At 67.5% G+C, this 12,034-nt stretch carries 11 protein-coding genes; 5 read left to right on the forward strand and 6 right to left on the reverse strand.

Going from position 1 to position 12,034, the window contains the following annotated elements:
• Positions 1 to 21: 21 nt before the first annotated feature.
• Positions 22 to 1,290, reverse strand: a complete 1,269-nt coding sequence (gene purD / locus ACFQGD_RS01760; RefSeq protein ID WP_345402722.1) for a phosphoribosylamine--glycine ligase — start codon at positions 1,288 to 1,290, stop codon at positions 22 to 24.
• A gap of 142 nt (positions 1,291 to 1,432) precedes the next feature.
• On the opposite strand from purD, the gene ACFQGD_RS01765 reads away from it, so the two are divergent.
• Entirely contained in the window at positions 1,433 to 1,948 is a 516-nt protein-coding gene (locus ACFQGD_RS01765) for a hypothetical protein (protein WP_345402719.1), read from the forward strand.
• A gap of 18 nt (positions 1,949 to 1,966) precedes the next feature.
• Here ACFQGD_RS01765 and ACFQGD_RS01770 read toward each other — a convergent pair whose 3' ends face one another.
• The 3 genes from ACFQGD_RS01770 to ACFQGD_RS01780 all read right to left on the reverse strand — a co-directional run bounded on the left by ACFQGD_RS01770 (position 1,967) and on the right by ACFQGD_RS01780 (position 4,542).
• A complete protein-coding gene (locus ACFQGD_RS01770; protein WP_345402716.1) occupies positions 1,967 to 2,503 on the reverse strand; it encodes a hypothetical protein in 537 nt (178 codons plus the stop codon).
• A 335-nt stretch (positions 2,504 to 2,838) separates the two neighbouring features.
• The gene (locus ACFQGD_RS01775) at positions 2,839 to 3,933 is read right to left on the reverse strand and encodes an inositol-3-phosphate synthase (protein WP_345402713.1); all 1,095 of its coding nucleotides are present in this window, start codon (positions 3,931 to 3,933) and stop codon (positions 2,839 to 2,841) included.
• 54 nt (positions 3,934 to 3,987) lie between these two features.
• A complete protein-coding gene (locus tag ACFQGD_RS01780; RefSeq protein ID WP_345402710.1) occupies positions 3,988 to 4,542 on the reverse strand; it encodes a PadR family transcriptional regulator in 555 nt (184 codons plus the stop codon).
• 208 nt (positions 4,543 to 4,750) lie between these two features.
• On the opposite strand from ACFQGD_RS01780, the gene ACFQGD_RS01785 reads away from it, so the two are divergent.
• On the forward strand, positions 4,751 to 5,164 hold the full coding sequence (locus ACFQGD_RS01785; RefSeq protein WP_345402707.1) for a DUF5318 family protein: 414 nt from the start codon (positions 4,751 to 4,753) through the stop codon (positions 5,162 to 5,164).
• A gap of 113 nt (positions 5,165 to 5,277) precedes the next feature.
• Here the strand turns inward: ACFQGD_RS01785 and ACFQGD_RS01790 are convergent, their stop codons facing one another.
• Positions 5,278 to 5,628 (reverse strand): hypothetical protein, encoded by a 351-nt coding sequence (locus ACFQGD_RS01790; RefSeq protein ID WP_390221001.1) that lies wholly within the window; start codon positions 5,626 to 5,628, stop codon positions 5,278 to 5,280.
• On the opposite strand from ACFQGD_RS01790, the gene ACFQGD_RS01795 reads away from it, so the two are divergent.
• Complete coding sequence (locus ACFQGD_RS01795; protein ID WP_345402704.1) at positions 5,622 to 8,075, forward strand: transglycosylase domain-containing protein; 2,454 nt, start codon at positions 5,622 to 5,624, stop codon at positions 8,073 to 8,075. The genes ACFQGD_RS01790 and ACFQGD_RS01795 overlap by 7 nt on opposite strands.
• A gap of 131 nt (positions 8,076 to 8,206) precedes the next feature.
• The gene (locus ACFQGD_RS01800; RefSeq protein WP_390183352.1) at positions 8,207 to 9,892 is read left to right on the forward strand and encodes a glycosyltransferase family 87 protein; all 1,686 of its coding nucleotides are present in this window, start codon (positions 8,207 to 8,209) and stop codon (positions 9,890 to 9,892) included.
• A gap of 177 nt (positions 9,893 to 10,069) precedes the next feature.
• Here the strand turns inward: ACFQGD_RS01800 and ACFQGD_RS01805 are convergent, their stop codons facing one another.
• Entirely contained in the window at positions 10,070 to 10,834 is a 765-nt protein-coding gene (locus tag ACFQGD_RS01805; RefSeq protein ID WP_345402698.1) for a deoxyribonuclease IV, read from the reverse strand.
• A gap of 150 nt (positions 10,835 to 10,984) precedes the next feature.
• Between ACFQGD_RS01805 and ACFQGD_RS01810 the strand changes: the two genes are divergently transcribed.
• Positions 10,985 to 11,947: a hypothetical protein gene (locus ACFQGD_RS01810; protein WP_345402695.1), complete on the forward strand. Its 963-nt coding sequence runs from the start codon at positions 10,985 to 10,987 to the stop codon at positions 11,945 to 11,947.
• Positions 11,948 to 12,034: the final 87 nt, after the last annotated feature.

Below are 12,034 nucleotides of genomic sequence, written 5' to 3' on the forward strand. Positions count from 1 at the left end.
TCGCGGGGTCGCTGGGTGCGGTTACGACGAACTCGCGGGCAGCGCGACCTCGCCCTTGACAGCGGCGCTCGCGATGTCCGTGCGGTGGTGTCCCCCAGGTAGATGTACCGATGCGACCCGCTCGTACGCCTGTTCGCGAGCCGAAACCAGGTCGCGACCGGTACCAACGACGGACAGCACGCGCCCGCCACTGGAGACAACGGCACCGTCGTCGCGACGCCGAGTGCCCGCGTGCAGCACACCGGCGAGGTCTGCACCGGTGATGACGTCGTCCACGCGCGGACGCCCTGGGTAGCCCTCCGCCGCGATCACCACCGTCACCGCCGCGCCGTCGGCCCACTCCAGCGGCGGCTGCTCGGCGAGCGTTCCGGTCGCGGTGGCGTGCAGCAACGTAACGAGCGGGCTGCGCAGCAACGCGAGCACAGCTTGGGTCTCCGGGTCGCCGAAGCGGCAGTTGAACTCCACCACCTGCGGGCCATCCGAGGTCAGCGCCAGCCCGGCGTAGAGCAGGCCTGAGTACGGCGTGCCGCGCTTGGCGAGTTCGTCGACGACCGGCTGTACGACCCGCGCCACGATGTCGTCCACGAGGCTGTCCGGCGCCCACGGCAACGGTGCGTAGGCCCCCATGCCACCGGTATTCGGGCCGGAATCACCGTCACCAACCCGTTTGAAGTCCTGCGCGGGCAGCAGCGGACGCACCGTCGTGCCGTCGACCAGGCAGAACAGCGACGCCTCCGGCCCGTCGAGGAAGCTCTCCAGTAGCACGGGGTGGCCGCCGTCGAGCAGCGTCATCGCGTGCTTGCGCGCCTCGTCGTAGTCGGGCGTGACGACGACACCCTTGCCAGCCGCGAGCCCGTCGTCCTTGACGACCCAGGTCGGACCGAATCGGGCCAGCGCGGCGTCCAGGTGCGCCGGGTTGTCCACCACCTCTGATGTCGCGGTCGGCACTCCCGCCGCCGCCATGACGTCCTTGGCGAACGCCTTGGAGCCCTCGATGCGCGCGGCATCAGCGGATGGCCCGAAGCAGGCGATGCCCGCCTTGCGCACCGCGTCGGCGGCGCCCACGACCAGCGGAGCCTCCGGGCCGATGACGACCAGGTCCGCGCGCCAGCGCGTCGCGAGCGTGGCGACCGCGTCGGGGTCCTTCACGTCGACCGCGAGCGACTCCGCCAGCGTGGCCGTGCCCGCGTTGCCTGGCGCACAGGCGAGCGCCGAGATCTGGGGGTCCGCGGACAGGGCGAGGACGATGGCATGTTCACGGGCTCCGGAGCCGATAACCAGGACGCGCACGGGTGCAGGGTAACGCCACCCGAACAGGAGCCGCTCGCCGCCGTGCCCGCGGTTGTGACCCGCGCCGTTGATCTATGTGCCCGCTCACGTCCACCACATGCGGCCAGTCACGTCCACGTGGTGCGCGTGCTACACAGATCGGGTGTCTACTTCTCCACGTGTGGTACTGACCGCGTTGCTGCTTGGTTCAGCGGCAGCGCTCGCGAGCTGCGGTGACGACCAGGCGGCCAGCACGGAACCGGCATCGGAGGGAACGTCGGTCGCGCCGACCTCTGAGCCCGCGCCCGAGACGACGGCAGCGCCGGAACCAGAGCGGCTCATTGTCGACGTGATCAATGGCTTCCACCGGGCCGTCGACGCCAACAAAGGCAAGCGCGCCTGCGCGCTGCTGACGTCCGAACTCCAGGGTGTCTACGCGCAGAACCCCGGCGCGAGCGACTGCCCCGGCGGCATCAGCCACCTGCACGACGAACTCGGCAAGACCAAGCTGTCCGCGCTGAAGTTCGCACCAGCGGACGTCGAGATCATGAAGAGGGGGAAGGAAGCGGTCGTTAGTCACAAGCGGATCGCCAAGCGAAACGGTACCGACCCCGAGAAGACGAACTCCTACAACCTGGAGCGCGAGCGGGGCGGCTGGAAGATCTCCTACATCGGCTGATCCCCGCCGCGTGGGCCGTTACTGTGCAGGCGGCAGTTCCGCTGCGAAGGCTTGGCTCGGCTTCTCGATGATCACTGAGGCGCCGTCGGGAGAGGTTCTCGCTCCGGTCAGCCGGGGCAGGCTACCCAGCGAGAACGGGAACGCGGCCAAGGGCAGCAAGGCGAAAGCGGCAAAGGCAACGCCGCCCAGCCACTGCATGTCGTCGGCGACCGCGGCCACCACCAGTGAACCAACGAACGTCGCTAGCCCGCCAAAGAACATGACGGACGCGACAGCCAGCCACAGTGCCCTGGTATTGGTGCATTTCCGGCACAGTGGCCATCCTTTGACGTCCGCGGTGCGCACTTTCTTTCCGAAATCACTGAGCCGTTCGCTCATGCCGATCACGTTCGACTGAAGTAGCGCCCGGTTTCCCTCGATCTTCACCTTCGACTGGAGGACGAAGTCCTGTCGCCGGATGGCGGGCAGGCCGTGCCGCGAGCAGTGGCGCGGCAAGTTGCCCGGCTGGCCAACGATGTCGGCCGGTAACGTGACCACACCAGGCAGACGCGACACCGGATACTCCTGATCTGGTGATGACGAGGACTTCAGTTGCCGCTCGTGGACGCGGTGAACACGCGGCAGGTGTCCCCCACCGGAGTCGATCTACTTCCCGCGGGCTGTAACCACGTTGTGTCCGCTTTCCAGGCTGTTGCGTTTCGCTCTCGAGCAACCTCGCTTTACGCGAGTTGATCAACCTCACTCCTGCAGTGACGAAAAATACCGGACAAACCGAACATAACTTCGTCACTCGGGGAGCAAGGTTGATCAACTAGTCGCGATCGAGACAACGATGCACAGACGCTTTCAGTGCGCCCAACGCAGCGGAAGCGTCTTTCGTCACCAGTCGCTCAGTCGCCGTCGCTCTCGCCCGCGATGAACCGCTCGACGGCGTCGTGCGCCTCGGAGTCGTTGTACTGCACCGGCGGGGACTTCATGAAGTACGACGACGCGGACAGGATCGGGCCGCCGATACCGCGGTCCTTGGCGATCTTGGCGGCGCGGACCGCGTCGATGATGATGCCCGCCGAGTTCGGCGAGTCCCACACCTCGAGCTTGTACTCCAGGTTCAGTGGGGTGTCGCCGAAGGAACGGCCCTCGAGCCGCACGTAGGCCCATTTGCGGTCGTCGAGCCACGGCACGTAGTCCGACGGCCCGATGTGGACGTCGGCTTTGGCCATCTCGTGTGGGATCTGCGAGGTCACCGACTGCGTCTTGGACGTCTTCTTCGACTGCAATCGGTTGCGCTCCAGCATGTTCTGGAAGTCCATGTTGCCGCCGAAGTTCAGCTGGTAGGTGCGCTGCAGCTCGACGCCACGGTCCTCGAACAGCTTCGCGAGGACCCGGTGCGTTATGGTCGCGCCGACCTGCGACTTGATGTCGTCCCCCACGATCGGCACACCGGCGTCGGTGAACTTCTGCGCCCACTCCGGGTCGGACGCGATGAACACCGGCAGTGCGTTGACGAACGCCACACCGGCGTCGATCGCGCACTGCGCGTAGAACCGGTCCGCGTCCTCAGAGCCAACCGGCAGGTAGGAGACGAGCACGTCGGCGCCGGACTCGCGCAGCACGTTGACGACGTCGACCGGTGACTCGTCGGACTCCGTGATGGTCTCCTGGTAATACTGGCCGAGTCCGTCATAGGTATGGCCGCGTTGGACGCTGACGCCTAGCGGCGGCACGTCGGCGATCTTGATGGTGTTGTTCTCGCTCGCGACGATCGCCTCCGACAAGTCACGGCCAACCTTCTTCGCGTCAACGTCGAACGCCGCGACGAACTCCACATCGCGCACGTGGTAGCCACCGAACCGCACGTGCATCAGACCCGGCACGCGTGCGTCAGGGTCGGCGTCACGGTAGTAGTGCACGCCCTGCACCAGGGAAGCCGCACAGTTTCCGACGCCAACGATGGCCACCTTCACAGTCTGGCCGTTTTCGCCCATGCCGGTTTCTCCTTCACTAGGTGTGTGATGTGTCGTGCTTGTCAGCGGAGCGAGTCAGCCGTGCTGACCGCGCTGCTCCGCCTGCTCGTGTGCGATGAGCTCGTTGAGCCACCGCACTTCTCGTTCACTGCTTTCCAGCCCCAGCCGATGCAATTCCCTGGTGTAGCGGTCGATCCGCTCCTCGGCGCGCGCCAGCGCGGCCCGCAAGCCTTCGCGCCGCTCCTCGACTCGCCTGCGACGTCCTTCGAGGATCCGCATCCTGACGTCGGCCGGGGTGCGGGAGAAGAACGCGAGGTGGACGCCGAAGCCTTCGTCGTCCCATGTCTGTGGACCGGCGTCGCCGAGTAGCTCGCCGAACCGCTCCTTGCCTTCCGCGGTGAGCTTGTACACCCGCCGCGCCTTCCGGCCCCATGCTCGGTTCTCGGTGTCGGTCGCCGTTCCGGGCTCCTCGGCGATCAGTCCGGCACGTTGCAGCCTGCGGAGGGTCGGATATACGGAGCCGTAGGAGAACGTCCGGAACATTCCCAACGTGTCGTGCAGGCGTTTGCGCAGCTCATAGCCGTGCATGGGTGCCTCGTGCAGCAGCCCGAGGATCGCGAACTCCAGCATTAGGCACCTCCTTTGCCTGCTCGACGTGCGGCAATGGCCGAACCACAGTCATCCGTTCCATCGCCGCAATCTACCGAGCCACTATATCGCGTCGATACATCGAACGCAGCATGATGGCGGACGCGATGTGGTGAACGACGCTTTCCCCGCACCCCGGTCCGCATTCCGAACCTGTGGTGAACCGGCCGTAGGCACGTAGGCTGTTCTCGTGCGAAACCAGCGGCAGATCGTCGACTACGCCCTCCGGCGCAGGGCGTTGCTCGCGCGGTGGCGCGCGGGACACGTCTCGACCGACGACATCTGCGACGCGAACCCGTACCTCACCCAGGCGGCCCGGCACCACGGTGAGTCCATCGAGCACCCGTGTCCGGTGTGCGCAAAGCAACGGATGGCCCTGGTCGCATGGGTCTTCGGGGATGAACTCCAGCACGCGTCAGGTTCCGCGCGGAAGCCGGACGAGCTGGAACGGATGGCCGAGCTGTTCGCCGAGTTCACCGTGTATGTCGTTGAGGTGTGTTTCGCCTGCCGCTGGAACCATCTCGCGCTGTCCTACGTTGTCGGCACTGGCGAGCCAGGAACACGCGCTCCTCGCACCCGACCCCGGAAGTCCGCCACGCCGTGACCGTCCCGAGCCACGCTTTCGACTCCCCCGTGCCGTCGCGGGGGCGGGCTGTGCTGACAATGTTCACTCTGGAGACTGATTCGTGACAGACGACGGCAGCTCAGGACGGCGATTCATGGACGGTGACGCGAACTGGCCTGGCAGTGACCAGGACCGTGGGCCCAGTCCGCGCGGGCCAGGTGACGATCCACGCTGGCCGACGAGTGCGGAGCAGGGCAGGCGGCGAGCCCCGCAGCAGGGGCCAGGTGGCGAGCGTCCGCCCCGGCAGAACCGTCCGGCCCGTGATCCTCGCCAGTCACAGGGGCGGCCGGCAGGTGCGTCACCGGACGGCCGCGCGCGCCCGCATCGGACACCCCCGCCCGCAGGCGGCCCCGCTCCGGGAGGCGCACCCGCTGGTCGTCCCGGCGCCCCAGGGCGACCGCCCGCTGGCGGCCAGCCAGGCCCGCCGCCACCGGGAATGCCACCGGGGCAGCGTCCTGGGCCGCCGCCCGCACCGCCCCATGGGCATCCCGGCGCGCCCCCACCCGGCGCGCCACCGAGGGGACAGCCACCTGGCGGCAAGCAGGATGACGCCTACGCGACGGAGATGTTCTCGCCGCTCAGCGGCGGTACGGGAACGGAGCCGCCCGAGCCGGAATTGCTGACCCACCGGCCCGCGGGCGACCCGATGTGGCGTGATCCCGCCGCCGACGACGAGATGACCGCGTTCGTCGCCAACCACGAGCAGGGTCCAGACCTGCCCGGTGATCCGGACGAGGAAGACGTCGACGATGGCCTCACCGCGAAGCAGAAGAGGTGGCGACTCGTCCGCAGGATCGGCTACGCGGCGGTGACCGTGTTCGTGCTGGTCCCGATCGCGATCTTCACCGTGCTGTATTTCGTGCTCGACGTGCCGTCGCCGTACGAGGTCGCGGCGTCGCAGGACAAAACCGTCACCTACATGTACTCCAACGGCGGCGTGATGGCCAAGGACATCACGGATGGCAACCGCGTCCTGCTCGAACCGGACCAGGTTCCCGACAAGGTCAAGCACGCCGTCTACGCCGCGGAGGACGAGACGTTCGAGACCAATGCCGGTTTCGACGTCATGGGTATCCTGCGCGCGGCCAAGAACCAGCTTACCGGTGGTGTCGGTGGTGGCTCGACGATCACGCAGCAGTACGTGAAGAAGGCCACTGAGAACGACGACCACACGATCACGCGCAAGGCGACCGAGATCGTCAAGGCGTTCAAGATGAGCAACCAGCTCAGCAAGACGGAGATCATCACCGCCTACTTGAACACCATCTACTTCGGCAGGGGCGCTTACGGCGTTCAGGCCGCATCGCAGGCGTACTTCGCCAAGGACGTCGGCAAGCTGAGCCCGGCCCAGGCCGCGTACCTCGCTGGCATCATCCAGGCGCCGAGCAGGGGGGACAACCTGGAGTACGCCGAGCGCCGCTGGAACTACGTGATGGACCAGATGGTCGAGAACAAATGGCTGTCGTCCTCCGAACGGGCTTCCGCCACGTTCCCGAAGCCGGTCAACGAGAACAAGACCGACTCGCCGGGCTTCGACGGGTCGCGGCGCCACCTCAAGGCCGCGATCGGGTCCGAGCTGGAATCGCTCGGCTACTCCGAGGAGCAGGTACGCACGGCGGGCTACACCATCCACACCACCATCGACAAGCGAGCGCAGCGCATCGCGGAGCAGGTGGTGCGCGGTGTCATGAAGGGCCAGCCGAAAAAGCTGCACGAGGCGTTCGTCGCCGTCGATCCGGCGTCGGGTGGGGTCATGGCCTACTACGGCGGGCCGTACGACGAAACCGACTACGTCAACTGGGCGAGCAAGGGCCGCAACCCTGGCTCGACCATGAAGGCCTTCGACTTCCTCGCGCTGCTCAAGAAGGGCGAGAAGGGACCATACGCGACCTATGACGGCACCTCGCCGCGCACGTTCGGCGACACCGAGGTCAGGAACGCGGGTAACGACCAGTGTCCGGACTGCACGGTGATGGAGGCGATGAAGCGCTCCATCAACACCGTGTTCTTCGACATGGTTTTCAATGACGTCGGTCCGCGCTCCGTGGTCAAGGCTGTGCGGGAAGCCGGCGTGAGCGAGAAGTCGACCGTCAGCGACGTCGACGGCAACATCGCCATCGGCGGTGGGGACAACAAGATCACACCGCAGGACCTGGCGTCCGCGTACGCGACCTTCGCCGCGGACGGCGTGCGGCGGGACTCACACCTGGTCACCAAGATCACTACGCCGGACGGCGACGTCATCTATCAGGCCGACCGTAAGGGCACGCCCGCGTTCTCCCCGGACAGGGAGAAGAGCAAACAGATCGCGGGCAACGTCACGATGACCTTGGAGCCGGTGCTGGGCTACTCCGATCTGCGGTGCGCCAACGGCCGTGAGTGCGCGGGCAAGACCGGTACGCACGAGGCACCCGGCCATCCAGGGGAGAACTCGCAGGCGTGGATGGTCGGGTACTCACGGCAGATCGCGGCCGCCGCGTGGGTCGGTGACAAGGCGCTCGCGCCGATTAGGGACGCCAACGGCACCCCGATTTATGGCTCCGGCCTTCCCGGGTCGATCTGGCAGCAGTTCATGAATCGCTATCACGAGGGGTTGCCGCTTGAGCCGTTCCCCGAGGTCGAGGTGATGGGTGAGCCGCCACCGCCGCCGCCGGAACCCGAGCCGACGGAGGAACCGACCGAGGAGCCGAGCGAGGAGCCGGAGGAGTCCGAGCGGCCGCAACCGGAGCCGCCAGGCAGGCCGGAGGAGACCACCACCACGACCGCGCCGACGACGACCGAGGACGGCGACGATGGCGGCGGCAGCATCTTCCCGGGGAACGGGAACGGCAACGGCAGGCCGACAGAGGAGGAGCAGACCTCCGAGGCGACGCAGGAGGAGAGCAGCTGACGCCGGTGCGACGGCGGGTGCGCGTCCGGCCCGCAACCGCGGCTCGTGGCGTGCGGTAACGTCCTGACGTGCCCTCCCCGTCAGCGCGCCCCTGGCTCGGCGAACACACCCGGAGCGAGGCCGACCGGGTAATCCCGACCTGGACCGAGCCGCTCGCCGCCGCCGCGAGCAAGCCCATTGGCGGTCCGCTCGGCGCGCACGCCCTCGTGGGGCGGCACTGGTTCTGGACACCGCTTCGCGTCGTGCTGCTGCTCGCCATCGTCACGCTGACGTTCGCGTGGTTCGGTAAGGCGGCCTGCATTCAGCAGCGTGTCAACGACGACGGCACCGCGAGCCTCGACTGGAGTTCGCATCGGCAGTACGTCGCGATGTGCTACTCCGACATCGTGCCCCTGTACGGGGCGGAGCGGTTGAACAACGAGAGCTTCTTCCCGTATCGGGACGGCTGGCTTGAGCTGAGCAACGGCGATGGCGGCAAGACCAGCGTCACGATCCATGGCGACGGCGACTGGTATCGGGTCGTCAACGACGTGGCGGCCGTGGATGCCACCGGCGCGCGGTACCAGCTCACGCCGCGAAACCGGTTCGACGTCGTCGACGGCCAACTACGGTTCGCTAATGGTCACGTCGTCGAGTTGGCCAATCGCGACCAAGTCCGGTTCATGGAGTACCCGGCGTTAACTGGGCTGTTTCAGTGGGCGATGGCCACGGCGACGCGCGCATGGGAAGACGGGGTGCGCGCTGGCGTTTTGCCCGGCGGGATCTCGGTCGCGATCTACTTCAATCTCATCGCGTTGTTCCTGGCGTTCGCGTGGTTGGTGACGGTGTGGTCCGTCGCGCGGACGTCCCGGCGGAGACCATGGGATGCCGCGCTGGTCGCCCTGTCACCGCTGGCGGTCGTGCATGCCTTCACGAACTTCGACACCCTCGCCACGGCGTTCGCGGCCGGGGCGATCTTGGCCTGGTCTCGGCGGCGATGGGGCCTCGCCGGTGTGCTGATCGGCGTCGGCGCCGCGTTCAAGCTATACCCACTGTTCCTGCTCGGACCGCTGTTCGTGCTGTGCCTGCGCGCGGGCAAGCTGCGGGCATGGGCAGGGACGACGTTCGCCGCTATCGGCACCGTCGTCGCGGTCAACCTGCCGATCGCGCTGCGCTACCCGGATGGCTGGTACGAGTTCATCCGACTCAACAGTGAGCGCGGCATGGATCCCGACTCGCTCTACAACGTGGTGCGGGTATTCACCGGCTGGGAGGGCTTCGACGGCCCGCTCGCGCCAGGCCAGGCACCGGCGACGCTGAACACCGTCGCCGCCGTGCTGTTCCTGCTGTGCTGTGCCGCGATCGCGGTGGTCGCGCTGTCAGCGCCGGTGCGGCCGCGGCTGGCGCAGGTGGCGTTCCTGGTGGTGGCGGCGTTCCTGCTGACGAACAAGGTGTGGAGCCCGCAGTTCTCGCTGTGGCTGGTGCCGTTGGCGGTGCTGGCGATCGGGCACTGGCGGCTGCTGCTCGGCTGGATGACGATCGACGCACTGGTCTGGGTGCCCCGGATGTACTTCTACCTCGGCGTGGACAACAAGGGCCTGCCTGAGGAGTGGTTCCTCGGTGCCGTCGTTCTGCGCGACCTCGCGGTGATCGGGCTGTGCGCGCTGATCGTGTACGAGATCTACCGGCCGAGCACGGACCCGATGCGGGCAGGCGGTGAGGACGACGCCGCGGGCGGGGTGCTGGATCGCGCTCGAGACGTCGTCACGCTGCGCTTCGGCCGTTCCGGCGGGGATCGGACGCCGGTGGGCGCTGGCAGCGGCCCCGCACCGTGGTGATGTGGGTGTCTCGCACGAAATCCGATACAGCCGCATCGCACGCAATACAAATGTATCGGTTCGTGCGAAAGACAACTGCCCGCGAGGTCTTGACGCCCGACTAGCGGAACGACATCGCGTCGAGAGCCGCAAGGCTCGCACTCCTGGCGTCGCATACGCCGTTGGCAACGGCGCCCGTCATTGGGAGATCGTCTTGCGGAGGTACGCGATGTCGTCCGCCTGGCCTTCGGCGGGGGTCTCCACGATCACGGGCGCGCCGGCCGCGGCCGCGACGTCCGCGAGCACTTGTGAGTCGATGGTGCCGTCGCCGCCGACGATGTTGGCGTGCCGGTCGCGGTTCGAACCGAACTCGTCGCGTGAGTTGTTCAGGTGCACGAGGTCGATCCGGCCGGTGATGGCCTTGACCTTGTCGACGGCGTCGTCGAGCTCCCAGCCTGCCGCGAAGGCGTGGCAGGTGTCGAGGCAGAACCCTGGCTCGAACTCGCCGACCGCCTCCCACAGCCGCGCGAGCATGTCCAGATCGCGCGCCATCGCGTTGTCGCCGCCCGCCGTGTTCTCGATCAGGATCGGCACGTCGAAGCTGCCGCGCTCGAACAGCTTGCGCCAGTTCTCGATGCCCGCATCGGGCTCCTCGCCTTTGCGGACGTGACCACCGTGCACGATCAGGCCCCGCGCACCCACCTCGGCGGCGGCCTTCGCGTGCTGCGAGACCATCTTGCGCGAGGGAATCCGGATGCGGTTGTTCAGCGACGCCACGTTCACCAGGTACGGCGAGTGGATGAACACCTCGACGTCGGATGCCGTGATCTCGTCTGTGTGCGGGTGCGGTTTCGGAGCCTTCCACCCCTGGGGATCGGCAAGGAAGAACTGGACGACCTCGGCTTCGCGCTCGCGGGCCGCCGCGATCGGATCGTCGTCACGGACGTGCGCGCCAATAAGCATGGCGTGAGCCTATCCGAGACGACCCTCAACGCTCTGGAGAGTGAATCCGAGCCGCTGGGCTTCGCTAAATGCACCCGTTCCGGTTAGGTTTCCAACCCGGAGGAGCGCCAACCAGGTCGCGGGGTGTCAGTCGTTCGGTGAAGGGACACCATGGTGAAGCGATATCTCGGTGCGGTGCTGGCCGCGTTCGTTGTTGGCTGTATCGGCCCGTTGACGGTGGGGTCCGCGCAGGCCGATGAGGAACCCGAAGACGGGTCATCGCTGCTTGGGTCGGTCACTGCCACGCTCGGTGCGCTGACCGGCGGAGACGCCGACGCCGCGCCGGATGCCGACGCCGTACCGGACGTGGACGTGCCGTCGCCGGCCCCGGGCGAGCCCACGCCAGGCGACCAGCCGCCAGGTCCCGCGCCAGCGCCACCGGGACCGGAGTCCGCTGAGCCGGAAGGCCCAAGCACCGATCCCGCGCCGGATGCCGACGGGTCCGGCGTCATCGGCGCGGTGACTACCACGGTCAGCCGCCTCGCCGATGCGCCAAGGTCCCTCCTCACCGGAAGCGCGGGCGATGACGCGCCGACACCAGGAATGCCGACACCTGACGTTCCCGCTCAGCCAGACGTCCCCAGCCCAGACGTCCCCCAGCCTCCGACGCACACCCCGCCCCCGCAACCGGAGCCCGAGCGGCCGGACGGCCCGTCGGCCGACCTTCCAGGCGACCCCGACACCCCGGCAGGGCCTCCCGCCGACACCCCGGCTGGGCCCCCAGTCAACGCCGCCTCCACCCTGCCCGACTTCGGCCAGAGCGGCGTCACCGAAGTGGAGCATTCAGCGCCAGGGGCCGACCAGCAGTCGATCACCCAGCCGGACATCGCCGCGCCGGACCGCTCGGAGCCGGGACGTCAACAGCGCGACGTCCCAGGGTTCCCCGTGCCCGCCGATTCCGCCGGTGGCAACACGGCTGAGCAGGGCGAAGCCGCCGCTGAACCGCCCGAGGAGGACGTCAGGGCGGAGACGATCTCGCTCAAGCACGTCACCCGCACGCCGTTCGTGGTCGCCATCGCGCTGCTTACCGCGGTTGGCGCAGTGACAGTACGCCGTGTAATCACGGCGAGGTAGAAGTTTGCCGAGCTCGCGTCACGAAGTGCACCCAGTCACGTTGTTTTAAACAGTGGGCCATTGCACACTGGGTGACATCGACGAGAG

The sequence above is a fragment of the Haloechinothrix salitolerans genome, from assembly GCF_042662605.1.
GTDB classification, from domain to species: Bacteria; Actinomycetota; Actinomycetes; order Mycobacteriales; family Pseudonocardiaceae; genus Haloechinothrix_A; species Haloechinothrix_A salitolerans.